At 60.6% G+C, this 24,527-nt stretch carries 20 protein-coding genes and 4 tRNA genes; 2 read left to right on the top strand and 22 right to left on the bottom strand.

The window, feature by feature from the left end; all coding sequences use genetic code 11:
- Positions 1-177: 177 nt before the first annotated feature.
- Positions 178-254, bottom strand: a tRNA-Val gene (locus tag KGB24_RS27005).
- 183 nt (positions 255-437) lie between these two features.
- Between KGB24_RS27005 and KGB24_RS27000 the strand changes: the two genes are divergently transcribed.
- On the top strand, positions 438-1,721 hold the full coding sequence (locus KGB24_RS27000) for an NAD(P)/FAD-dependent oxidoreductase (RefSeq protein WP_223414596.1): 1,284 nt from the start codon (positions 438-440) through the stop codon (positions 1,719-1,721).
- A gap of 53 nt (positions 1,722-1,774) precedes the next feature.
- On the opposite strand, the gene KGB24_RS26995 is transcribed toward KGB24_RS27000, so the two are convergent.
- The 15 genes from KGB24_RS26995 to truA all read right to left on the bottom strand — a co-directional run bounded on the left by KGB24_RS26995 (position 1,775) and on the right by truA (position 15,481).
- Entirely contained in the window at positions 1,775-4,177 is a 2,403-nt protein-coding gene (locus KGB24_RS26995) for a TonB-dependent receptor (RefSeq protein ID WP_223414597.1), read from the bottom strand.
- 67 nt (positions 4,178-4,244) lie between these two features.
- Positions 4,245-5,192 carry a FecR domain-containing protein gene (locus tag KGB24_RS26990; protein WP_223414598.1) on the bottom strand — a complete coding sequence of 316 codons (948 nt, stop codon included), beginning with the start codon at positions 5,190-5,192 and terminating at the stop codon, positions 4,245-4,247.
- The gene (locus tag KGB24_RS26985; protein WP_008037616.1) at positions 5,189-5,698 is read right to left on the bottom strand and encodes a sigma-70 family RNA polymerase sigma factor; all 510 of its coding nucleotides are present in this window, start codon (positions 5,696-5,698) and stop codon (positions 5,189-5,191) included. The genes KGB24_RS26990 and KGB24_RS26985 overlap by 4 nt, the downstream gene beginning before the upstream one ends.
- 247 nt (positions 5,699-5,945) lie before the next feature.
- A tRNA-Asp gene (locus tag KGB24_RS26980) sits at positions 5,946-6,022 on the bottom strand.
- Between the two features lie 102 nt (positions 6,023-6,124).
- Positions 6,125-6,201 (bottom strand) — tRNA-Asp (locus KGB24_RS26975).
- Between the two features lie 54 nt (positions 6,202-6,255).
- Positions 6,256-6,331, bottom strand: a tRNA-Val gene (locus KGB24_RS26970).
- A 234-nt stretch (positions 6,332-6,565) separates the two neighbouring features.
- Positions 6,566-7,339 carry an SDR family oxidoreductase gene (locus KGB24_RS26965; RefSeq protein WP_008028269.1) on the bottom strand — a complete coding sequence of 258 codons (774 nt, stop codon included), beginning with the start codon at positions 7,337-7,339 and terminating at the stop codon, positions 6,566-6,568.
- Complete coding sequence (locus tag KGB24_RS26960) at positions 7,336-8,547, bottom strand: O-succinylhomoserine sulfhydrylase (protein WP_223414599.1); 1,212 nt, start codon at positions 8,545-8,547, stop codon at positions 7,336-7,338. Before KGB24_RS26960 ends, KGB24_RS26965 begins: the two co-directional genes overlap by 4 nt.
- 132 nt (positions 8,548-8,679) lie before the next feature.
- Positions 8,680-10,185, bottom strand: a complete 1,506-nt coding sequence (purF, locus tag KGB24_RS26955; protein WP_007935163.1) for an amidophosphoribosyltransferase — start codon at positions 10,183-10,185, stop codon at positions 8,680-8,682.
- A gap of 41 nt (positions 10,186-10,226) precedes the next feature.
- Positions 10,227-10,787, bottom strand: coding sequence for a CvpA family protein (locus KGB24_RS26950; protein ID WP_150632465.1), 561 nt, complete (start codon positions 10,785-10,787; stop codon positions 10,227-10,229).
- Positions 10,788-10,886: 99 nt separating this feature from the next.
- Positions 10,887-11,552: an SPOR domain-containing protein gene (locus KGB24_RS26945; protein ID WP_008037624.1), complete on the bottom strand. Its 666-nt coding sequence runs from the start codon at positions 11,550-11,552 to the stop codon at positions 10,887-10,889.
- The gene (gene folC, locus KGB24_RS26940; protein WP_223414600.1) at positions 11,536-12,843 is read right to left on the bottom strand and encodes a bifunctional tetrahydrofolate synthase/dihydrofolate synthase; all 1,308 of its coding nucleotides are present in this window, start codon (positions 12,841-12,843) and stop codon (positions 11,536-11,538) included. Before folC ends, KGB24_RS26945 begins: the two co-directional genes overlap by 17 nt.
- On the bottom strand, positions 12,840-13,760 hold the full coding sequence (accD, locus tag KGB24_RS26935; protein ID WP_008028281.1) for an acetyl-CoA carboxylase, carboxyltransferase subunit beta: 921 nt from the start codon (positions 13,758-13,760) through the stop codon (positions 12,840-12,842). The genes folC and accD overlap by 4 nt, the downstream gene beginning before the upstream one ends.
- 209 nt (positions 13,761-13,969) lie before the next feature.
- Positions 13,970-14,593, bottom strand: a complete 624-nt coding sequence (locus KGB24_RS26930; RefSeq protein ID WP_223414601.1) for a phosphoribosylanthranilate isomerase — start codon at positions 14,591-14,593, stop codon at positions 13,970-13,972.
- Positions 14,594-14,656: 63 nt separating this feature from the next.
- Positions 14,657-15,481: a tRNA pseudouridine(38-40) synthase TruA gene (gene truA / locus KGB24_RS26925; RefSeq protein ID WP_192417003.1), complete on the bottom strand. Its 825-nt coding sequence runs from the start codon at positions 15,479-15,481 to the stop codon at positions 14,657-14,659.
- 191 nt (positions 15,482-15,672) lie between these two features.
- Between truA and KGB24_RS26920 the strand changes: the two genes are divergently transcribed.
- Positions 15,673-16,332: a M24 family metallopeptidase gene (locus tag KGB24_RS26920; protein WP_223414626.1), complete on the top strand. Its 660-nt coding sequence runs from the start codon at positions 15,673-15,675 to the stop codon at positions 16,330-16,332.
- A 188-nt stretch (positions 16,333-16,520) separates the two neighbouring features.
- Here KGB24_RS26920 and KGB24_RS26915 read toward each other — a convergent pair whose 3' ends face one another.
- The 6 genes from KGB24_RS26915 to leuD form a co-directional block, all read right to left on the bottom strand.
- Positions 16,521-19,154, bottom strand: coding sequence for a FimV/HubP family polar landmark protein (locus KGB24_RS26915; RefSeq protein WP_223414602.1), 2,634 nt, complete (start codon positions 19,152-19,154; stop codon positions 16,521-16,523).
- 208 nt (positions 19,155-19,362) lie between these two features.
- Entirely contained in the window at positions 19,363-20,373 is a 1,011-nt protein-coding gene (locus KGB24_RS26910) for an aspartate-semialdehyde dehydrogenase (RefSeq protein WP_192226356.1), read from the bottom strand.
- A 244-nt stretch (positions 20,374-20,617) separates the two neighbouring features.
- On the bottom strand, positions 20,618-21,730 hold the full coding sequence (asd, locus tag KGB24_RS26905) for an aspartate-semialdehyde dehydrogenase (protein ID WP_008037636.1): 1,113 nt from the start codon (positions 21,728-21,730) through the stop codon (positions 20,618-20,620).
- A 68-nt stretch (positions 21,731-21,798) separates the two neighbouring features.
- The gene (gene leuB, locus KGB24_RS26900; RefSeq protein WP_223414603.1) at positions 21,799-22,881 is read right to left on the bottom strand and encodes a 3-isopropylmalate dehydrogenase; all 1,083 of its coding nucleotides are present in this window, start codon (positions 22,879-22,881) and stop codon (positions 21,799-21,801) included.
- A gap of 79 nt (positions 22,882-22,960) precedes the next feature.
- Entirely contained in the window at positions 22,961-23,728 is a 768-nt protein-coding gene (locus KGB24_RS26895) for a class I SAM-dependent methyltransferase (protein WP_223414605.1), read from the bottom strand.
- Between the two features lie 152 nt (positions 23,729-23,880).
- Positions 23,881-24,525: a 3-isopropylmalate dehydratase small subunit gene (gene leuD, locus KGB24_RS26890; RefSeq protein WP_008028298.1), complete on the bottom strand. Its 645-nt coding sequence runs from the start codon at positions 24,523-24,525 to the stop codon at positions 23,881-23,883.
- Between the last annotated feature and the right edge of the window lie 2 nt (positions 24,526-24,527).

Here is a 24,527-nt window from a genome sequence, read left to right as displayed (position 1 = left end):
CCACCACCACCACCCCAAAGCAGAATCCCACCCGAAAACGAACTGATATCGGCGTTCACATTGCCCAGTGTGAACGAACCCGATATTTTGTGAACGTTCTGAAGAAATCCAAGACAACAAAAAAGGGCTCACCTTTCGGTGAGCCCTTCTAGACCGCCCAGCAGAGCGGATTTTGTTTGGTAGGCGCGATTGGACTCGAACCAACGACCCCCACCATGTCAAGGTGGTGCTCTAACCAACTGAGCTACGTGCCTGCTGTGAGGCGGCATTCTACGGAATTCCGGAGGGGTGTCAACACCTTTTTTCGAGCTAACCCTATGAATATGCAAAATATTTAATTTCTCGGCTGCAAAGAAGATTTTGCGGTGGCTGGCGGTCGATTTTTAACTCGGGTAGGATCGACGCACTCGTAAAATATATTAAACAGAGGCAGCAGGATGGCGAACACTCCCTACCCAGAGTCCTACTACGCCGCATCGGCCAATGCGGTTCCGCCGCGCCCGGCCTTGCAGGGTGACGTAGACACTGATGTCTGTGTGATCGGCGCCGGTTACACCGGCCTGTCCTCTGCCCTGTTTCTGCTGGAGAACGGTTTCAAGGTCACGGTGCTGGAAGCCGCCAAGGTGGGTTTTGGTGCATCGGGTCGTAACGGCGGCCAGATCGTTAACAGTTATAGCCGCGACATCGATGTGATCGAGCGCAGCGTTGGCCCCAAGCAGGCACAGTTGTTGGGGCAGATGGCGTTTGAAGGCGGGCGGATCATTCGTGAGCGGGTCGCCAAATATAATATTCAGTGCGACCTGAAGGACGGCGGCGTGTTCGCTGCAATCACCGCTAAGCAGATGGGCCATCTGGAATCGCAGAAGCGCCTGTGGGAGCGTTTTGGTCATACGCAGCTTGAGCTGCTGGATCAACGCCGCATTCGTGAAGTGGTGAACTGCGAGCAATACGTTGGCGGCATGCTCGACATGAGTGGTGGGCACATTCATCCGCTGAACCTGGTACTCGGCGAAGCCGCGGCGGTCGAGTCGTTGGGGGGTACGATTTATGAGCAATCACCGGCGGTGCGCATCGAACGCGGCGCAATCCCGGTAGTGCACACGCCTCAGGGCAGGGTCAGGGCCAGGTTCATCATCGTGGCGGGCAACGCGTACCTCGGCAATCTGGTGCCGGAATTGGCGGCCAAGTCGATGCCGTGCGGAACCCAGGTGATTACCACCGAGCCATTGGGCGAAGCGTTGGCCAAGAGCCTGCTGCCGCAGGATTACTGTGTCGAAGACTGCAATTACCTGCTCGACTATTACCGCCTGACCGGCGACAAGCGCCTGGTTTTCGGCGGTGGCGTGGTTTACGGCGCGCGAGACCCGGCGAACATTGAAGCGATCATCCGCCCGAAGATGCTCAAGGCCTTCCCGCAGCTCAAGAACGTGAAGATCGATTACGCCTGGACCGGCAATTTCCTGCTGACCCTGTCGCGTCTTCCGCAGGTCGGACGCCTGGGCGACAATATCTACTACTCCCAGGGTTGCAGTGGCCACGGCGTGACGTACACGCACCTGGCAGGCAAGGTGTTGGCCGAAGCGTTGCGCGGCCAGGCTGAGCGTTTTGACGCGTTTGCTGACTTGCCGCACTACCCCTTCCCCGGCGGGCAATTGCTGCGCACGCCGTTTGCGGCGTTGGGCGCCTGGTACTACGGATTGCGAGACAAGTTCGGTTACTAAGCAATACCGCAATATTTTGTGGGAGCGAGCCTGCTCGCTCCCACAGGTCCGACTCAGAAATCGACAGTCGCCGAAAGCAGGTACGTGCGCGGCGTCGACAGCGTCAATCCCGGCTCGCTGTCATCCGAAGCACCGGCCGAACTCCAGTAGCGCTTGCCTGTCACGTTCTCGATGTTGGCGCGCAAGGTGATGTTCTTTTCCTCGACCTTGAACGCGTAGCGGGCGCCTACATCAAAGCGCTCCCACGAATCGATTTCCTTGACGTTGGACTGGTCCAGATACTGCGAGCTGGAATAGATGCCGCGACTGGTCAGCGTCAGCCCCTGCAAGGTCGGCACATCCCACTCGGCGCCGAGGTTGACGTTATATTTCGGCGTCGCCGGCGCGCGGTTACCGTCGAAGGTGCCGTTGGTGGTATCAGTCAACTCGCTGTCGATGTACATGACGCCGCCGAGCAGGCGGAAACCCTTGAGCGGCTCACCGAACACGCTCAGCTCCACACCCTCGTTTTGGCGTTTGCCGTTCGGGCCGAAGACGCGGGTCGTGGCGTTGGCTTCATAGGCCGGCTGCTTGATCCGGAACACCGCGGCGGTCACGGCGAACGCACCTGCGTCATACTTGGCGCCAACCTCGACCTGCCGGCTGATGAACGGCGGGAAGATTTCGTCCTCGTTCACTGAAGTCGATGGCGCGATCTTGCCCTGACTCAAGCCTTCCATGTAGTTGGCGTACAGCGACAGCTTGTCGGTAGCCTTGAACAGGATGCCGCCCGACGGCGAAACCTTTTCCTCATCGTAGGCCGTGTCGCCTTTGACATCGTCCGCCCAGTCGTCAACCTTCACCCGCTGCCAGCGGGCGCCGAGGGTCAGCAACACACGATCATCGAAGAACCCCAGCGTGTCGGACAGCGCCAGACCGCTGAAGCGATTCTCGGTGTAGACCTTCGAATCGAGTCGAGTGGGCCTGACAGGTGTCGGTGTTACCACCGGGTTATAGAGGTTGCTGTTGGCCGTGGCATAACGGGCGCCGCCATTTTCGAAGTCCATGTAGAAATAACTGGCAGCCAGGTTGACCTCGTGGCTCACGGGCCCGGTGTGAAACCAGTTGCGCACCCCGGCAGTAGCTGTCCGGACACTTTCGTCACGGGTGAAGTCACGAGGTTGAACGCTAAAGTCGCCCCGGTTGTTGGTGACCGCAACAGCATGACGGAGGAAGTCATGATTGCTTTCGCGCGCGCCCACACCGCCGTATAGCATCACGTTATCGCTGACATCGAATTCGCCGTTCACTGTGCCGAACGTGTCGTTGGTACTCGCCTTGCTCCAGGGCTGCGCATAGTTGTGGCGGACATCGCTGGCATGCGGAACCTGTGCAGCGGCGCCAACTTGCACGCGCTCCTGCGGGGCGTCGGTATCGCGCTCGGTGCGCCCCAGGTCAGTCGAGAGTCGTAGGTGCTCACCACGAAAATCCAGGCCCAGCACGGCCATCTCGCGGTCGACATTCTGGTGATCCCATTCGGTGTCGCCGGACTGTTTTACGCCGTTGAAACGAATGCCGAACTTGTTGTCTTCACCGAAGCGCCTGCCGATATCCACGGCACCGCCGGTCTGGCTGTCGGACGCGTAGTTGCCGGTAAACGAAGTGATCGGCTTGTCGGTCGCGCGTTTAGGCACCACGTTGATCCCGCCACCCACGGCACCTCGCGGCGAGATGCCGTTGATGAGCTGGCTCGGGCCTTTGAGAATGTCGACGCGGTCGGCCATCTCCATGTCGATCGTATAGGTCGGCAAAACGCCGTAGAGGCCGTTGTAGGCGACATCACTGTTGAACAGGCTGAACCCGCGAATGGTGAATTGCTCATAGCGCCCACCGGCCGGGTTGGTGGCGCGAACGGAAGGATCGCTGGCGATCAGCTCGCCCAGGGTACGCGCCTGCAAGTTCTTGACCGCCTCGCTGGTGTAGGTGGTCATGCTGAACGGCGTTTCCATGAAGTCTTTCGAGCCCAGTAAACCTTGCGAACCGCGACGCGCAACCTGACCGCCGGCATACACCTCGCCGTCCGCCCCGCCAGTAGCACCAAGAATCGAGGTCGGGGCCAGTTGCAGGCTGCTGCCTTCTGGCGCCGGGGTCAGGATGTACGCCTGCTCGCCGACCGCTTGCAACTGCAGACCGGAACCCTGCAACAGTCGCGCAAAGCCCTCCTCGACCGCGTACTCGCCAGACAGGCCGCTGCTGTTGCGACCGCTGACCAGCGCCGGATCAACCGAGAGGTTGACCCCGGACAGCCCGGCAAAACGGGTCAGCGCATCACTCAGGCTGCCGGCAGGCACCTGATAATTGCGTCGGGCACTCTCTTCGGCCCAGCTTGCGGTTATGAACAATGGACTGGCACTCAGGCCAAGCAGCAGACTCAGGTGCAACAACGGACGCAGACGCGGATAACAAGGTGCAGGCATTGAATTTGCTCTCTTGATTCGTTCACATGCCTTAAATGACAAGCGAGTCGAAAAAAGGGGACAGGCTTTACACACTATTTTTGCGCGGCAGCAACGTGACCCAGTAGCGGGTTCGGGAATGCACCTCCAGCGGCAGACTGGCCGCAAGCAGCGCGAGGACGCGATCCGTGTCGTCTAGACGGAAACTGCCGGTGACACGCAGGCTTTCCAGTTCAGGCTCCCAGCGCAGAACGCCCGGTCGGTAAGTGCTGAGTTCGCGCAGGAAATCCCCCAACGGCTGGTTCTTCGCCATCAGCACGCCTTCACGCCAACCCGGTGCAAGTGCATCGAATGGCGTGATCGCCCCGACACCCGCCGCTTCAAGGCTGACCTGCTGCCCCTCGCGCAATGCCAGTGCCGGCCCATGCAGGGGCTGCAACTGCACGCTACCGTTGAACACCGACACCCGACAGCCCCATGCCTCCTGGCGCACGCAGACTTCGCTCTGGCTGAGGATAACGCTGCCGAACTTCGTCTGGATCGTCAGCGGCGCCGTGCCCGGCACCTTCAGCGACAGCTCGCCTTCTATCAGCTTCACGCGGCGGTTCTGCACATCCACATCGACGGCACTGGCGGTATTGAGCTGCAAGGAACTGCCATCGGCGAGTTGCACCTTTTTGCGCTCGCCAGTGGCGGTGTGCAGGTCGGCACGCCAGACGTCCAGAGGCAATTGTCGACTGATCAGCCAAGCCGTCGGCACCAACGCCACGGCGCCCAATGCGCGCTTCAGCACTGCGCGTCGGCCCGGATCAGGACGGTCCAGGCTGCTCAGCGCCAGCGCCGACGGCAGATCGGCGAAACGCTGACGCAAGGCCTGGGCCTTCTGCCAAGCCTGCTCGTGACTGGCGCAGGTGTCGCGCCAACGCTGCAAATTCGCACGATCCTGCTCATTGGCGCCGCCAGATTCGAGCAACGCAAGCCATTGCGCGGCAGCCCGAACAGCCTGACGGGGATCGGAGGAAGACTGACTGTTCACAGTTCCACCAACAGGCAATGCTCGTAGGCTTGCGCCATGTAACGTTTGATCGTGCGCTCCGACACCCGCAGGCGCTCGGCGATTTGCTGGTAGTTCAAGCCTTCGAGCTGACTCCAGAGAAACGCCCGGCGCACCGCCCTTGGCAGTCCGTCGAGCAGCTCATCCAGTGCTTGCAGGGTTTCCAGCAGCAACCAACGCTGTTCGGGTGATGGCGCACAGTCTTCAGGCATCGACGCCAACGCAGCCAGATAGGCTTGCTCAAGGCTGCGACGCTGGTAGAAGTTGCTCAGCAGGCGTTTGCCGACGGTCAGCAGATAGGCACGAGGCTCTTGCAAGTCAGCGATGCGCTGAGAGCTGGCGAGCACACGCAGGAACGTATCCTGGCTCAAATCCGCCGCATCACAGCCGTTGCCCATGCGCCTTCTCAACCAGCCTTCCAGCCAGCCACGGTGGTCGCGGTACAGGTCGTGGAGGGTTTGCTCCTTCGGCATCGCTGCATCACTCATCTCAAGAAGCCCTGTGCCAAGGAGTTATCGTAAATGAGAGTGATTCTAATTAATGTCAGAGCTACGAAGGAAGTCCTTTATGCAACGGACGCGCAGAAAGGTCATATGGGTAAGCGTGAAGTGGCATAAAAGCCAAATTTCAGACACAAAAAACCCCGGTCTTTCGACCAGGGTCTTTGCTATCGACTCGAAGTCACCAGAGGCTTCTTCGTAGCTCCAAGGCGTTCAGTGGGCCTTGAGGCAGATATGGCGCAGCGGACGGGACTCGAACCCGCGACCCCCGGCGTGACAGGCCGGTATTCTAACCGACTGAACTACCGCTGCGTATCGCTTTGGACTTGCGTCCTAACTCGTCTGATTGAAGCTGCGAGACTTTTCAATCTCTCTTTCAATCTCAAATCAGGGATAAACCTGACTCGGAAAATATGGCGCAGCGGACGGGACTCGAACCCGCGACCCCCGGCGTGACAGGCCGGTATTCTAACCGACTGAACTACCGCTGCGCGTCGGTGGAGGCTTTTCAGCTTCCCTCCTGCTTTCGCAAGAGTCTCAAGAAGTGGTGGGTGATGACGGGATCGAACCGCCGACATTCTGCTTGTAAGGCAGACGCTCTCCCAGCTGAGCTAATCACCCTTTGCTTCTCTGAGGCCGCGAAATTTACGCACCTAACGAAGCTAAGTCAATAGCAGGATTGAAGTTTTTCTGAAAAAGACAAAATCGTGTCATCCCTGGGGATGTCCGCAGCCGTCAGACCGCTTCGCGAGCAGGCTCGCTCCCACAGTGGGCCGCGTTTTTAATGTGGGAGCGAGCCTGCTCGCGAAGAGGCCGGCACATTCGGCATCAATGCAGAAGACCGCCTCCGCACTGCTATTCGCTGTAAATCATTTTCTTGGTCATGCCGCCATCGACCACAAACTCCTGGCCCGTGACGAAACCCGCATTCTTCGACAGCAACCAGGCAACCATCGCCGCCACGTCCTCGACCGTCCCTACCCGGCCCGCCGGATGCTGCGCATGGTCGGCTTCGGTGAGGGGTTCGGCACGCCGCACCCCAGGGTCTCGCGCATCGATCCAGCCAGGGCTGACGGCGTTGACGCGAATTTCCGGCCCGAGGCTGATTGCCAAAGCGTGAGTCAAGGCCAGCAGACCGCCCTTGCTCGCCGCATAGGCCTCCGTGTCGGGTTCCGACTGCCCGGCGCGGGTCGAGGCCAGGTTGACGATCGCACCGCTGTGAGCACGCAGGTACGGCGCACAGTGCTTGGCCAGCAGCATCGGCCCACTGAGGTTTACCGCCAGCACCCGATTCCAGTACGCCAGATCGAGGCTTTCCAGGGTGATGTTGTGCGGATCGGCCACTGCCGCGTTGCACACCAGCGCATCCAGACGCCCGAACTGCCCCAGCACTTCGGCGACACCCAACGCCACCTGCCCTTCGTTCGAGACGTCCATGGCGATGAACCAGGCGTTGTCGCCCAGCACCTTCGCCACTTTCGAACCGCGCACCCGATCCAGGTCCGTCAGCACCACCTGCCAGCCTTCGCTGATCAGCCAGGCCGCGATCCCCAGACCAATGCCTCGCGCAGCACCGGTGACCAGTGCAACGCGACCATTGGAAGCGGACGATGTGGACAACTCGATCACAAGGCAGCCAACCCGCGCGCCAGATCAGCCTGCAGGTCGGCCACGTCTTCCAGACCGACCGCAATGCGGATCAGGCTGTCACGAATGCCCGCCGCTTCACGCTCTTGCGGCGCCAGACGACCGTGGGAGGTGGTGCTCGGGTGGGTGATGGTGGTCTTGCTGTCGCCAAGGTTGGCGGTGATCGAAATCAATCGGGTTGCATCGATAAAGCGCCACGCGCCCTCTTTACCGCCCTTGACCTCGAAACTCACCACGGCGCCGAAACCTTTCTGCTGACGCTGCGCCAACGCATGCTGCGGATGGCTTTTCAGGCCGGCGTAATGGACTTTCTCGATACCGTCCTGCTGCTCCAGCCACTCGGCCAGTTGTTGGGCATTGGCGCAGTGCGCCTTCATGCGCAGGTTCAGGGTTTCGAGGCCTTTGAGGAAGATCCACGCGTTGAACGGGCTCAGGGTTGGCCCGGCGGTGCGCAGGAAACCGACCACTTCTTTCATCTGCTCGCTGCGACCAGCCACTACGCCGCCCATGCAACGGCCCTGGCCGTCGATGAACTTGGTCGCCGAGTGCACAACGATGTCCGCGCCCATCTTCAGCGGCTGCTGCAGCGCAGGCGTGCAGAAGCAGTTGTCGACCACCAGCATCGCGCCTTTGGCGTGAGCGATTTTCGACAGTTCGGCGATATCCACCAGCTCGGCCAGCGGATTGGACGGCGACTCGACGAACAGCAATTTGGTGTTGGACTTGATTGCCGCGTCCCAGCCGGACAGATCCGCTAGAGGCACGTAATCGACTTCGATGCCGAAGCGCTTGAAGTACTTCTCGAACAGGCTGATGGTCGAACCGAACACGCTGCGCGAGACCAGCACATGATCGCCGGCGCTGCACAGGCTCATCACCACCGCCATGATCGCGGCCATGCCGGTGGCGGTGGCCACGGCTTGCTCGGCGCTTTCCAGGGCGGCAATGCGCTCTTCGAACGCGCGCACGGTAGGGTTGGTGTAACGCGAGTAAACGTTGCCCGGCACTTCCCCGGCAAAACGTGCGGCCGCGTCGGCGGCGGTACGGAATACATAGCTGGAAGTGAAGAACATCGGATCACCGTGTTCGCCTTCCGGCGTGCGGTGCTGACCGGCGCGTACGGCCAGGGTATCGAACGCTACGCCTTCGAGGTCGCTGTCCAGCCGACCGGCATCCCAATCCTGACTCATGCTGTCACTCCTTGCCCTACTCGCTAATAGATACCAAAGCGGCCTGTAGGAGCATGGCTTGCCAGCGAAGGGGCCTTTGGGAACACCAAAAGCTTCGCGGGCAAGCCTCGCTCCTACAGGCCGCGCGTTTACTCAGTTGTTGTACAGATCAATGATCGCGCTGACCGCCTGCGTCTTGACCTTGGAGGCATCGTTGCGTGCCTGCTCGATCTTGTTCAGGTAAGCCTCGTCGACGTCGCCGGTCACATACTGGCCGTCGAAGACCGCGCAATCGAACTTGTCGATCTTGATCTTGCCGCCACCGACCGCTTCGATCAAGTCAGGCAAGTCCTGATAGATCAGCCAGTCTGCGCCGATCAGATCCGCGACGTCCTGGGTCGAACGGTTATGGGCGATCAGCTCGTGGGCGCTCGGCATGTCGATGCCGTAGACGTTCGGGTAGCGAACGGCCGGTGCCGCGGAGCAGAAGTAGACGTTTTTGGCGCCAGCTTCACGAGCCATCTGGATGATTTGCTTGCAAGTGGTGCCGCGAACGATCGAGTCATCCACCAGCATCACGTTCTTGCCGCGGAATTCCAGTTCGATGGCGTTGAGCTTCTGGCGTACGGATTTTTTCCGTGCAGCCTGGCCCGGCATGATGAAGGTCCGGCCGATATAGCGGTTCTTCACGAAGCCTTCGCGGAACTTGACGCCCAGGTGGTTCGCCAGCTCCAGCGCAGCGGTACGGCTGGTGTCCGGAATAGGGATAACCACGTCGATGTCGTGATCCGGACGCTCGCGCAGGATCTTCTCGGCGAGCTTCTCACCCATGCGCAGACGGGCTTTATAAACCGAGACACCGTCGATGATCGAGTCCGGACGCGCCAGGTAGACGTGTTCGAAGATGCACGGAGTCAGGGACGGGTTGGTCGCGCACTGACGGGTGTGCAGCTTGCCGTCTTCAGTGATGTAGACCGCTTCACCCGGTGCCAGGTCGCGAATCAGGGTGAAACCGAGCACGTCCAGGGACACGCTTTCGGAGGCGATCATGTACTCGACGCCTTCGTCGGTGTGACGCTGACCGAAAACGATCGGGCGGATGCCGTGCGGGTCGCGGAAACCGACGATGCCGTAACCGGTCACCATCGCCACGACGGCGTAACCACCGACGCAACGGTTGTGCACGTCAGTGACGGCAGCGAACACGTCTTCTTCGGTAGGCTGCAACTTGCCACGCTGGGCCAGTTCGTGTGCGAACACGTTGAGCAGCACTTCCGAATCGGAATTGGTGTTGACGTGGCGCAGGTCAGATTCGTAAATCTCCTTGGCCAGCTGTTCAACGTTGGTCAGGTTACCGTTGTGCGCCAGGGTGATGCCGTAAGGCGAGTTGACGTAGAACGGTTGAGCTTCGGCCGAAGTCGAGCTGCCCGCGGTCGGGTAACGCACATGGCCAATGCCCATGTGACCGACCAGACGCTGCATGTGACGCTGATGGAACACGTCACGCACCAGGCCATTGTCCTTGCGCAGGAATAACCGGCCGTCATGGCTGGTCACGATACCGGCAGCGTCCTGGCCGCGGTGCTGGAGGACGGTTAGCGCGTCATACAGCGCCTGATTGACGTTCGACTTACCGACGATACCGACGATGCCACACATGCGACGCAACCCCTACTTAATGGATCTGAACTGAACACAACTCACTGAGGCGTTTTGGCCGTCGGCAAGAGGTGCTCCTTGAACGGTATTTCAGCGGGTACGCTGATACCGCTGGCAAGCCACTGACTGCTCCACCCGAGAATCAGGTTTTTGGACCAGTCTGCAACCAATAGAAATTTTGGCACGAGTTGCGACTGTTGCCACCACCCGTCCTGCTGTACCGGCCCCAGGCTCAACAGCCCGACCGCCACGACCACCAACAACACGCCACGCGCGGCGCCGAAGGCCATGCCGAGGAATCGATCGGTCCCGGACAACCCGGTGACGCGAACCAATTCGCCGATAAGATAATTGATCATTGCGCCTACGATCAGCGTGGCGACAAACATTATTGCGCAGCCCGCGATCACGCGTGCCGATGGCGTTTCGATGTATCCGGCGAGGTATTCGGACAATGCACCACCGAACATCCAGGCGACGACTCCTGCGATGATCCAGGTCACCAGCGATAATGCTTCTTTGACGAAGCCGCGGCTCAGACTGATCAATGCGGAGATGGCGACGATTGCAACGATCGCCCAGTCAACCCAGGTAAATGGCACAGTGCAGCCTACAGACGGATAAGGCGGCGCATTTTAGCAGAGCCCATGCTTATCGGTAAGCTGCGATTGTCAGTGCATTTCAAATCGGGTCGATAGTTTTCAACCGCGCTCAGGCTGGAAGCGCACCACAAAACCCTTGAGGTTCTGTTGGCGGTTCAATAAGTCGCGCAGACGATCGGCTTCCGCACGCTCGATCAGCGGCCCTACGAACACCCGATTCTTGCCGTCAGCCGTGCGAATGTAGGCGTTGTAGCCTTGGCTGCGCAGGGTTTTTTGCAGGTTTTCTGCGCTGGCGCGGCTCGACAGGCTGGCCAGTTGCACCGACCAGCTGACCGACAGGCCATTGGCGTCGACGCGGCTTTGAGTAGTATCCGGTTTACCCGGTGCGGCGGTAATTGGCTGGCTCGGCGCAGTCGTCGGTTTGTTGACCGGAGCCGGTGCCGGAGGCGGCGTTACCGGTTTTGCGGCAGGCGCAGGCGCGACGGGTGCAGTCGGTGCGATCGGCATTACGGGTTCTTCCTGCTGCGCGATGTCGTCATCACTCGGCACAGGCTCCTGCGGCAAGACTTGTGGCTCAGGCACCGCCACCGGCTCAACCTGCACCTGCGGCACCGAAGGCGCTTGCGGGGCGGCTGGCGCTTCGACCGTTACCTGACGCTGCTCATCCTGACGGGAAAACAGCATCGGCAGGAAAATTACCGCCAGCGCCACCAGCACCAGGGCGCCGACCATGCGCTGTTTGTAAGCCTTATCCAGCAATGCCATTTGCCGCTTCCTCCGTGGAGCGCCGGGCCAGCCATTCAAGGGCCTCGGCAACACAATAAAATGATCCGAACAACAGAATTTCGTCGTCGCTCGTCGCCAGCGCGCACTGCCCTTCCAGGGCGGCGGCCACGCTGTCATAGGACGCGACTGAAGCACCGAGGTTGTGCAACACCCCGTGCAAATCGGCGACCGGTCGCGCCCGCGGCGAATCCAGCGGCGCAACAGCCCAGTGCTGGACACTAGCATTCAATTCGCCGACAACACCATCCAGATCCTTGTCTGCCAGCAATCCAAACACCGCCAGACGCTTGCCGGCCGGCGGTCGGCTCGCCAAACGACGGGCCAGGTATTCGGCGGCGTGAGGGTTATGCCCCACATCCAGCAACAGGTTCAGACGCTTGCCCTGCCAGTCGAACTGGCGACGGTCGAGACGACCGACCACCCGCGTGGCTTTCAGCGCATCAACAATCTGCGCATCGACCCAAGGCAAACCAAGCAACAGGTACGCTTGCAACGCCAGCGCAGCGTTTTCCATCGGCAGATCGAGCAACGGCAGATCATGCAACTCGACTACACGCCCTTGAGCGTCAAGACCGCGCCATTGCCAGTTGTGATCGGTGACACCGAGGTCAAAATCGCGTCCCCGCAGGAAAAACGGGCAAGCCAGCTCGCGCGCCTTGTCCAGCAGAGGTTGAGGAGGATTCAGGTCGCCACAGAGCGCAGGCGCACCCTGGCGGAAGATGCCGGCCTTTTCATAGGCCACTGACTCACGGGTGTCGCCCAGATAATCTGCGTGATCCACGCCGATGCTGGTCACCAGCGCCATGTCGGCATCCACCACGTTGACCGTGTCCAGCCGCCCGCCCAGACCGACTTCCAGCACCACGGCATCCAGTGCTGACCGTTGAAACAGCCAGAACGCCGCCAGGGTGCCCATTTCGAAGTAAGTCAGGGAAGTTTCGCCACGCCCCGCCTCCACCGCAGCAAAGGCTTCGCACAGCTCGGCATCCGTCGCTTCGACGCCGTTGACCTGCACCCGCTCGTTGTAACGCAGCAGGTGCGGAGAATTGTAGACACCAACCTTCAGACCCTGCGCTCGCAGCAATGAAGCCACGAATGCACAGGTGGAACCCTTGCCGTTGGTGCCGGTGACCGTGATCACCCGAGGCGCCGGCTTGCCCAGCCCCATGCGGGACGCTACCTGTTGCGAGCGCTCAAGGCCCATGTCGATGGCCGAAGGGTGCAACTGCTCAAGGTAGGCGAGCCACTCGCCAAGGGTGCGTTGGGTCATATGTTTGCAGGCACCGGCGGAACGACGATCGGCTCGATTGGCGCGGCGACGAATTTCGGCGTCGGCTTGCCGGTCAGTTGCGCCAGCAGGTTACCCAGGCGTGGACGCAGTTCCTGACGGTGAATGATCATGTCGATCGCACCGTGCTCCAGCAGGAATTCGCTGCGCTGGAAGCCTTCCGGCAGTTTTTCGCGAACGGTTTGCTCGATCACGCGTGGACCGGCGAAGCCGATCAGGGCTTTCGGCTCGCCAACGATCACGTCGCCAAGCATCGCCAGGCTGGCGGAGACGCCGCCGTAGACCGGATCGGTCAGCACGGAGATGAACGGAATGCCTTCTTCACGCAGACGCGCCAGTACCGCAGAGGTCTTGGCCATTTGCATCAGGGAAATCAGCGCTTCCTGCATCCGCGCACCACCGGAAGCGGCGAAGCAGATCATCGGGCATTTGTTTTCCAGGGCGTAGTTGGCGGCGCGTACGAAGCGCTCACCGACGATCGCACCCATGGAACCGCCCATGAAGGAGAATTCGAAGGCCGAAACCACCACCGGCATGCCCAGCAGGGTGCCGCTCATGGAGATCAGTGCGTCTTTCTCGCCGGTCTGCTTTTGCGCAGCGGTCAGGCGGTCCTTGTACTTCTTGCCGTCGCGGAATTTCAGACGGTCGACTGGCTCCAGGTCCGCACCCAGCTCGCTGCGGCCTTCGGCGTCGAGGAAAATGTCGATACGGGCGCGGGCGCCGATACGCATGTGGTGGTTGCACTTCGGGCAAACATCCAGGGTCTTTTCCAGCTCCGGACGATACAGCACAGCCTCGCAAGACGGGCATTTGTGCCACAGACCTTCAGGCACCGAGCTCTTCTTGACCTCGGAACGCATGATCGAAGGGATCAGTTTGTCTACTAACCAGTTGCTCATGCTTTCTTTCTCCAGTACCGGCGGCCCGAACGCTCTGGTTCGCAGCCCCGCGTATGCCCTTGAGCTAAATTCATGTGTGTGGCGATGATCGGTGGGTGGCCGGGTCAGTGAAGCGTGACCTGCGTACAACCCATCAATCCTCAGCCGTGCCTGCTTTGTGCAGCGCAGTGCATTTTGGGACGGCGGCAGTCTGCCAGCCGTCACATCAACTACTTGCTGCTGCGTACCGCGTTAATGAATGCCTGAATCTTTGCGTGATCCTTAATGCCCTTGCTCGCCTCTACTCCCCCACTGACGTCCACGGCGTAAGGCCGAACCCGGGCAATCGCTTCTGCGACGTTGTCCGGCGTCAAACCGCCCGCCAGGATGATCGGCTTGCTCAAGCCTTGCGGTATCAGAGACCAGTCGAACGCTTCGCCGGTTCCGCCAGGGACGCCTTCAACGTAGGCGTCGAGCAGGATACCGCTGGCACTTGGAAACGCATTGCATGCCGCCGCGATATCGTCGCCGGCCTTGACCCGCAGCGCCTTGATGTACGGCCGATGCCAGCCTTCACAGTCGGCAGCGGTTTCATCACCATGGAACTGCAACAGGTCCAGCGGCACGGCGTCGAGCAACTCTCCCAACTCGCAACGGCTGGCGTTGACGAACAAACCCACAGTCGTCACAAACGGCGGCAGCGCCTTGATGATGTCGCGCGCTTGCTGGAACGTCACAGCCCGCGGGCTCTTGGCGTAAAACACAAACCCGATGGCATCAGCCCCGGCCTCGATCGCCGCCAACGCATCTTCTATGCGGGTAATCCCGCAAATCTTGCTGCGAACGGCTGACATGTCGATAAAACCTCAGGGTAAATCCGAGAAAGTCCCGGATGGTAACAAATGCGTTCGAGGGCGTCAGCCGTCAAGTTCGGTGAAACCGGTCAGGAAGTGTGGGCCAATGTAACGTTCAGGCAATTCGAACTCGTCGCGGTACTCGACCTGCACCAGATACAGGCCGAATGGATGCGCCGTTACCCCGCCAGAACGGCGAATACGGCTCTCTAGCACTTCCTTCATCCACTCCACCGGACGCTCGCCGGCGCCGATGGTCATCAATACACCGGCAATGTTACGCACCATGTGGTGCAGGAAGGCGCTGGCGCGGATATCCAGCACGATCATCTTGCCGTGACGCGTGACGCGCAGGTGATGCAGCTCCTTGACCGGCGATTTGGCCTGGCACTGGCCGGCGCGAAAAGCGCTGAAATCGTGGGTGCCGACCAGGTACTGCGCAGCCTCGGCCATACGCTCGACGTCGAGCGGACGGTGATTCCAGGTAATTTCTTCGTTCAGGTGCGCCGGGCGGATCTGATCGTTGTAGATCACGTAGCGATAGCGCCGGGCGATGGCCTTGAACCGCGCATGGAAATGCGCCGGCATGACCTTGGCCCAACTGACGCTGACGTCGTGGGGCAAGTTGATGTTGGCGCCCATGACCCAGGCTTTCATCGACCGCTCGACCGTCGTGTCGAAATGCACCACCTGCCCGCACGCATGCACACCGGCGTCCGTGCGCCCGGCGCACAGCAGCGACACGGGTGAGTCGGCAACTTTGGACAAGGCGTTTTCCAGGGTTTCCTGCACCGTGAGCACGCCGGAGGCCTGACGCTGCCAGCCGCGATAGCGCGAGCCTTTGTATTCAACGCCCAACGCGATGCGGAAAAAGCCGTCGGCCGCCATTTCGGCGGCCGGGTTATCTATATTTGCCAAGGAGTGACAGCCTGCTGATCTACGCAAAGGCGGGCATTATAAGGCCGCCGGACCGGGACGCCAGAGGCGTGTGTCGTTTGTGCCGTTGCAGTGTCCATACAGACTTCGCTATATAGATAACTACACAACGAAAAAAAACAGAACACCACCGAGACCTGATGATGAATGCACCTCTCAAAGAAGCCGTCGGCCTGGCGTACAGCCTGGAAGGCATGCTGCACGCCAAACGCAAGACGTGGGAAGCCATCGACGAAATGGCCCGACGCATCAAACCCGGCATGCGTGAATCCGAGGCGCTGGCCATGAGCCTTGAGGTATTAAACGAGCTGGGAATGGACCGCATCTGGCACCCGTCAAAGATCCGCTTTGGCGAAAACACCCTGAAAACCTTCAAGCAACGCTCCGAAGGCGATCCGGTACTGGCCGAGAACGACATTTTCTTTATCGACCTCGGCGTGGTCTGGGATCGCCATGAAGGCGACTCCGGCGCAACGTTCATCGTCGGTGATGATTCCGAGATGAAGGCCTGCGCGACGGCCGCGAAGACTTTGTTCGATCAGGTTCACGATTACTGGCGTACACAGCAGGTGGCCGGTCCTGAGCTGTATCGCTATGCCGACGAACAGGCGACGGCGATGGGCTGGAAGCTGAACCTGGAAATCAAGGGGCACCGGGTCAGTGATTTCCCCCATGCGATTTATCGTGCCGGGGATCTGGGGAATTTCGAGGAATGTCCGAATGTGGGGTTATGGATTCTGGAAATCCAGATCGCCCACCCTACCCGGCCGCTTGGTGCGTTTTATGAGGATTTGCTGGCCTGACAGTTTTAGCCATTTGTGTTGTTTGATATGACCCCATCGCGAGCAGGCTCGCTCCCACAGGGTCCGCTGATTTCCTTGTGGGAGTGAGCCTGCTCGCGATGGCTATGCCACTGCGACTATCAATAGATTGCTGAAACCAAAACGGCAGCCTCAATGGGCTGCCGTTTTGTTTATGCCTTATCGGTCATTCAAGCCAGACGCGAAAGCATTTCCTTGGCTTCGCTCTTCTGACCCGCGTCACCTTCGCTGACCACCTCATTGAGGATGTCCCGCGCGCCGTCGGCGTCGCCCATGTCGATGTAGGCCTGGGCCAGATCGAGCTTGGTGGCGACTTCGTCGGTGCCGGAGAGGAAATCGAATTCCGGCTCGTCAGCGGCGGAAGCCAATGCATCTTCGGCAGTGAAAGTCGGCTCGCCGATGCTCTGCGACAGACGATCCAGCTCGGCGTTGACGTCATCCAGCTCAGCGGCAAATGCATCCGGAGCGTCCATTTCATCGGCCAGCGACAGATCGAAATCCGCCGGCAGCTCCAGATCATCCAGCGCGACCTCAGGAGCGGCGGCTGGCACTTCCACGGCAGGCAAGTCCTTGACGTCGTCATCCAGGCTCAACAGGAAATCGTCTTCATCGAGGATCCCTGGCGACGGATCGGCACCGAGGTCCATGTCCAGATCGAAGTCCGACAGGTCGTCGAGGTTTTCCTTGATTTCAGTCTGTTGCTGCAACACCGACTCAAAGCTCAGGTCGTCGTCCAGCGGGAATTCATCCAGTTCGGCCAAAGCCTCTGGTTCTGGCTCAGGCGTCGGCTCAGGCGCGACCACCACAGGAACGACGTTTTCCAGATCATCCAGACTCAGATCAAACGCGCTGTCGAAGTCGTCATCGGCCAGTGCCGGCACCGGCTCTTCGGACTCGTCCATCAACAGCTCTTTGACGTATTCGGCGTCCAGTTCGGCAGCGACGGCCGCAGCAGCCAGACCACCCGCAACGACGACCGCCATGGCCGGGAAGCGGCTTTTCAGCTCTTCGACACGGGCGAAGTTTTCGCCGTTGGCCACGAGCTGACGCTCCTGCGCCACGAACGCATCGCGGTCGCCCTGCTGGCCATAGACTTCCATCAGCTTCAGACGCAGGTCACTGCGCTGAGGCTCTTGTTTGATGCCCTCTTCCAGCAACGCAGCCGCCTGATTCAGGCGACCGGCGGCCATGTGCGACTGCGCCTTGGCCAGCACGTCGTCATCACGTTCAGCAGCAGGCGCGACCAGTGGCGCGGCAATCGGCGGCATGACCACCACTGGCTCAATGACCGGAGCAGGAGCCGGGGCCGGGGTTGGCGCGGGTGCAGGAGCTGGCGCGGTCGCGAGCTTCACGCTTGGCGGCGGCACTTCCAGACCTTCGAAGCTGCTTTCAGGCAAATCCAGATCAGCGGAGAAATCCTGCTCCTCGGACAAGGCACGGGCCATCCGCAGGTGTTTCTCGGCTTCCTGCTGGGCTTTGCGGCGACGGGCCAGCAACAGCAGCAACAGCAGCAGAACCACTGCCCCGCCGCCGACCAGACCCAGCAGCACCGGATTGGTCAGCAGGTCATTGAATTTTTGATCGTCAGACGCGGCCGGCGCTGGCTCGACAGGCGTTTCAGCCGGAGCCGACGCTGCCTCTGGAGCGGCCGCCACCGGGGCTGGCGTTGCGGGCGCAGGGCTCGGCGTCAATTCGGCCGAGATCGCCGGGGCCGCCGCGACAGCAGCAGCCGGGGCACCCGCAGCACCTTCGGCCTGCATCTTGGCCAGCTGATTGTTCTTCAGCTCGATCAGGCGTTGCAGCTTGTCCAGCTGACTTTGCAGATCGGTCATGCGGCTTTTCAGTTCAGCGTTGTCACGACGGGTCGTGTCGAGGCTTTCCTGGGCCAGGGCCAGTTTGTTGCTCAAGGCCTTCGCATCACCTGCAGCACCTTTGCCACCGGCCTTGCCGGACTCGGCAGACACCAGGCTCAGTTTGTCCTTGGCAGGCTGCACTGGAGCGCCTTCAGCGCGAGGGCGCTTGGTCGCGTCAAGTTGCTGCTGCCCTGCTCCAGGCTTCGCCACATAGCGACGCCCCTGACGCCACGCCGTGTTCTGCGCAGCGACTTCGGCAATGGCTTTGGGTTGCGGCACGCTGGCGACTTGCGTCTGATCCGGCAGGCGCAGCACCTGACCGGTTTTCAGCAGGTTGATGTTGCCGTTGATGAAGGCATCCGGGTTCAGCGCCTGGATGGCCAGCATGGTTTGCTGAACCGAGCCGCCATTGCGCGCCTTCGCAGCGATTTCCCAGAGGGTATCGCGCGGCGTGGTGGTGTATTGGGTCGGCTTGGTAGCGCCGGTCACCGGTGCAGCGACAGTCTGAGTCGGTGCCGGCTGCGCAGCCGCTTCAGCGGTTTGCGGCGAGAATTTGGACGGATCGAGCAGCACGCTGTAATCGCGCAGCAGGCGACCGTTGGGCCACATCACCTGAACCAGGAATTTCACCATCGGTTCGGACAGCGGCTTGCTGGAGGTCACGCGCAAGATGCTTTTGCCACTGGCGTTGAGCACCGGGGTGAAGCTCAGGTCATTGAGGAATGCCTGACGGTCGACACCGGCCTTGGCGAAATCTTCGGGCGACGCCAGGCTCGGCACCAATTCGGCAGCCGTGAGTTCCTTGACGTCGAGCAATTCGATTTCCGCCACCAGCGGCTGGTTCAGCGACGACTTCAGGGTCAATTCCCCGAGCCCGAGCGCATGCGCCATACCGGAGGACAGCGCCGAGGCGGCCGCTATTGCTAACACCAGTTTGCGAACTTGAACCATAGCCTCATCCTTTGTTTGAACATTCCTCGGCCAGCGAGAAGGTGTTGATAGTCGCTGCCGTAAGGCATTGCGCGCGGCGGCGAAGGGTCGTCGCGCGCGATCATTTCTTTCATGCCCCGGAAAGCCTCGCAGGGTGGCTTGCCTTCAGCAATCTGGTCGAGCATGACGCCCGACCAGAATCATTCTGCAAATTGTTGCCAAGTATCTTTTACAGCAGGTCTTTTATCAACAATTCAGCCACCTGCACAGCATTGAGCGCCGCGCCTTTGCGTACGTTATCTGACGTCAGCCACACATTAAGTTCCGACGGGTCGTCGATTCCAGCGCGAACCCGACCGACGTAGACCACATCCTGCCCTACCGCATCGCCGACCGGCGTCGGGTAATCGCCGGCTTCCACCAGCTCGATACCCGGAGCGTCTTCCAGCGCCGCGTTGACTTTTACCAGGTCCACAGCGCTTGCAGACTGCAGGGTCACGTTAAAGCTATCGCCAAAAAACACCGGGGCTTGAATGCAAGTGACGGAAATCTTTAATGAAGGCAAGGCCATGACCTGACGCAGCTCACGCACCAGACGCTTTTCCAGCAGCGTATGGCCGTTTTCATCCGGCTTGCCGACTTGCGCCAGCAGGTTGAAGGCCATCTGCCGATCGAAAAAACTCGGCTCCAGCGGACGCACATTGAGCAGCTCGGCGGTTTGCCGGGCCAGTTCCGTGACGGCTTCGCGGCCCTGGGCAGAAACGGCCAGGCTGGCGGTCACATTGACGCGCTGCAGATCGAGCAGACCGAGCAAGGGTGCGAGCACCACGGCCAAGGTGGTGGCCGACGGGCTTGGGCTGCTGACCTGGAATGGCTTTTTCAGACCGGCCAGAACCTGAGCATTGGCTTCCGGCACCACCTGCGGCGCCTGATCGGCAGGCAAGGCGCCGGACAGATCGATCAGCGAGCAACCGGCCGCCGTGGCCCGCGAGGCGAAACTCAAGGTCACCGCCGGACCTGCGGCGAAGAACACCAGCTGTACTTTGCTGAAGTCGAACTCATCGACCTCCCGCACCCGCACGTTCTTGCCGCGAAACGGCACAGAATGACCGGCGGACTCGCTGCTGGCCAGCAGGTGCAGGTTACCGACCGGAAAGTCGCGCTCTTCGAGAATCTGCACGAGCGTTTCGCCGACAGTACCGGTGGCGCCGATCACGGCAATATCAAAGGACTGGCTCATGGGTGTACCTCTGGCGAAACGGGGGGAGCGGCACTTTACCGGGTGGGTGGCGTGCAGGCAATTCTGCCAAGGGTTTGCGGTGGCTGTACCGGCCTCTTCGCAGGCAAGCCTCGCTCCTACATGGGATCGCGCCGCAACTGTAGGAGCGAGGCTTGCCCGCGAAGAGGCCCTTGCTGGCGACACAACTTCCATAAAAAAACCCGCGCCCCTTTCAAGGCACGGGTTCTTTCATTGCTTCAATCGATCAACGCTCAAGCAGAATCCGCAGCATGCGACGCAGCGGCTCGGCCGCGCCCCACAGCAGCTGGTCGCCGACGGTGAACGCGCCGACGAACTGCGAACCCATGTTCAGCTTGCGCAGACGGCCAACCGGAACATTCAGGGTGCCGGTAACCTTGGTCGGGCTCAGCTCCTGCATGCTGATGTCGCGGTTGTTCGGCACCAGTTTGACCCAAGGGTTGTGCTGGCTGATCAGCCCTTCGATGTCGGCGATCGGCACGTCTTTGTTCAGCTTGATGGTCAGTGCCTGGCTGTGGCAGCGCATGGCGCCGACGCGCACGCAGATGCCATCGACCGGGATCGGGCTCTTGAAGCGACCGAGGATCTTGTTGGTCTCGGCCTGGGCCTTCCACTCTTCACGGCTCTGACCGTTCGGCAGTTCCTTGTCGATCCACGGGATCAGGCTGCCGGCCAGCGGTACGCCGAAGTTCTCGGTCGGGTACGCGTCGCTGCGCATGGCTTCGGCCACACGGCGGTCGATGTCGAGGATGGCGCTGGCCGGGTCGGCCAGTTGATCGGCGACAGCGCCGTGGGTCACGCCCATTTGCTTGATCAGTTCACGCATGTGCTGCGCGCCGCCACCGGAGGCTGCCTGATAAGTCATGGCGCTCATCCACTCGACCAGACCGGCTTCGAACAGACCGCCCAGGCCCATCAGCATCAGGCTGACGGTGCAGTTGCCGCCGATGTAGTTCTTGGTGCCGGCGTCGAGCTGCTGGTCGATGACCTTGCGGTTGACCGGGTCCAGCACGATGACCGCGTCATCCTGCATGCGCAGGCTGGAAGCGGCGTCGATCCAGTAACCCTGCCAGCCGGCTTCGCGCAGCTTCGGGAAGACTTCGCTGGTGTAGTCGCCACCCTGGCAGGTCAGAATCACGTCGAGGGTTTTCAGCTCTTCAATGCTGTAAGCGTCCTTGAGCGGAGCAATGTCCTTGCCCACGGACGGGCCTTGGCCACCGACATTGGAAGTGGTGAAAAACACCGGCTCGATAAGATCGAAATCCTGCTCTTCCAGCATCCGCTGCATGAGCACGGAACCGACCATACCGCGCCAACCGATCAGACCTACACGTTTCATCGCAACTACACCTTCTTGAAAAGTGGGCCGCTGCTTTCGAAGTGGAAAGTGGCAGCGGGCCCGAGAGATTACAGATTCCGCAGCGCGGCGACTACTGCGTCACCCATTTCCTGCGTACCGACTTTAGTGCAACCGGTCGACCAGATGTCGCCCGTCCGCAGGCCCTGATCCAGCACCAGGCTCACGGCTTTCTCGATGGCATCCGCTGCGCCCGACTGGTTGAAGCTGTAACGCAACATCATCGACACCGACAAAATGGTCGCCAGCGGGTTGGCGATGCCCTTGCCCGCGATGTCCGGCGCCGAACCGTGGCAAGGCTCGTACATGCCCTTATTGTGGGTATCCAGCGATGCCGACGGCAGCATGCCGATGGAACCGGTGAGCATCGATGCCTGGTCGGACAGGATATCGCCGAACATGTTGTCGGTGACGATCACGTCGAACTGCTTCGGTGCGCGCACCAGTTGCATGGCCGCGTTGTCGACGTACATGTGGCTCAGTTCAACTTGCGGGTAATCCTTGGCCACTTCTTCGACGATTTCACGCCACAGCTGGCTGGAAGCCAACACGTTGGCCTTGTCCACCGAGCACAGCTTCTTGCCGCGCACCATGGCCATGTCGAAACCGACACGGGCGATGCGGCGGATTTCGCTTTCACTGTACGGCAGCGTGTCATAGGACTGACGCTCGCCATTTTCCAGGGTGCGGGTGCCACGCGGCGCGCCGAAGTAGATGCCGCCGGTCAGCTCGCGAACGATCAGGATGTCCAGGCCGGAAACGATTTCGGCTTTCAGGCTGGAAGCTTCGGCCAGTTGCGGGTACAGGATCGCCGGACGCAGGTTGCCGAACAGGCCCAGTTGCGCACGAATCTTCAGCAGACCGCGCTCAGGACGGATGTCACGCTCGATGGTGTCCCATTTCGGGCCGCCCACTGCGCCCAGCAAAACAGCATCGGCGGCGCGAGCACGCTCCAGGGTTTCGTCGGCCAGAGGCACGCCGTGCTTGTCGATGGCTGCGCCACCGATCACGTCGTGGCTCAGCTCGAAGCCCAGGTTGTACTTGTCATTGGCCAGTTCCAGCACCTTGACTGCTTCGGCCATGATTTCCGGGCCAATACCGTCACCTGGGAGAATCAGAATCTGCTTGCTCATGCTTTCCTCATGTCATCAGTCGGTGTGCCCTTGGGCACGCCCGGAAAAATTCTATCGCTCGGTGCTTATGTTTCCGAGCTTATCGTTCTGCCATCAGCACCAGTACATCGGTACTGAACGAACCATCGGCCTCAATCTCAAAATATTCGCGTACTTCGTTGCCCATCGACTGCTGCAATTCGAGGATCGCGGCGCGCATCACTTGTGGTGTGCGCATGCGCTCGACCCAGCTGGTGTACTCCAGACGCAGGCGTTGACGCGTGGTGCTGCGAGTGTACAACCCTGCCTCGCTGACCTGACGCAGCCACTCGCCGGCGGAATAATCGCGCACATGGCTGGTGTCGCGCAGCACTTCGACACTTTGCAGGTAAGTGTCGAACAACGGGCTGCCCGGTGACAACACGTCGATGAACGCCGCCACGCCGCCCGGCTTCAACACCCGCCGGACTTCACGCAGGGCCAGGCCGAGATCGCTCCAATGGTGCGCCGAATAACGGCTGAAGACGAAGTCGAATTCGCCATCGGCGAATGGCAACCGCTCAGCGGCACCCAGGACCGTGGACACGTTGCCCAACCCACGATCAGCGGCAGCACCGGCGACCACGTCGAGCATTTGCTGCGACAGATCGTAAGCCACCACTTCCTTGACCAGCGACGCCACGTGAAAACTCACGTGACCGGCACCGCAACCGAGGTCCAGCACGCGGGCATCGCCCTGCCCGGCCAGCTCAGCCTGTAGCAGCGCAAACTCAGTGCCTTGAGCGTGGACGGCGCTGCTCAGGTAGGCCGAGGCCTGTTCACCGAATTGCTTTTGGACTACCTGGCTGTGCTGGGCGGTGCTGGTCATGTGGACTTCCTTTTTCGGGTGAGTCTTGGGGTGTTTTTACGGGCCTCTTCGCGGGCAAGCCTCGCTCCTACAGGTATTGCGCTGTCCTTGTAGGAGCGAGCGGTGCGGCGATCCGACTTGCCCGCGAAGACGTCATCACGCCTTACGCAAAATCAAGCGTCGCGAAACAACCAAGGCTGGCTCGCACGGTGCTTGGCTTCAAACGATGCAATCGCCTCGTGATCCTGCAAAGTCAGGCCGATGTCATCGAGACCGTTGACCAGGCAATGCTTGCGGAACTCGTCAAGCTCGAAGCTGTAGACCTTGCCGTCCGGCCGGGTCACGGTCTGGGCTTGCAGGTCAATCTTCAACTCGTAGCCAGGATTCGCCTCGACCTGCTGGAACAGTTCATCCACTTCAGCGTCGCTCAAGATGATCGGCAGCAAGCCGTTCTTGAAGCTGTTGTTGTAGAAGATGTCGGCATAGCTCGGCGCAATGATGCTGCGGAAACCGTACTCTTCCAGCGCCCACGGCGCGTGCTCGCGGCTGGAGCCGCAACCGAAGTTCTCGCGAGCCAACAATACGCTGGCGCCCTGGTAGCGCTCGGCGTTGAGGACGAAATCCTTGTTCAGCGGACGCTTGGAGTTGTCCTGGTAGGCATAACCCACGTCCAGGTAGCGCCATTCGTCAAACAGGTTCGGGCCAAAACCGGTGCGCTTGATCGACTTCAAGAACTGCTTCGGAATGATCTGGTCGGTGTCGACGTTGGCACGATCCAATGGCGCGACCAAACCGGTGTGTTGGGTAAAAGCTCTCATGT

It is taken from the genome of Pseudomonas sp. BF-RE-25 (assembly GCF_019956105.1).
Lineage (GTDB): Bacteria > Pseudomonadota > Gammaproteobacteria > Pseudomonadales > Pseudomonadaceae > Aquipseudomonas > Aquipseudomonas migulae.
Note: the sequence above shows the minus strand (reverse complement) of the source record. Positions and strands in the feature narration are given on the sequence as shown.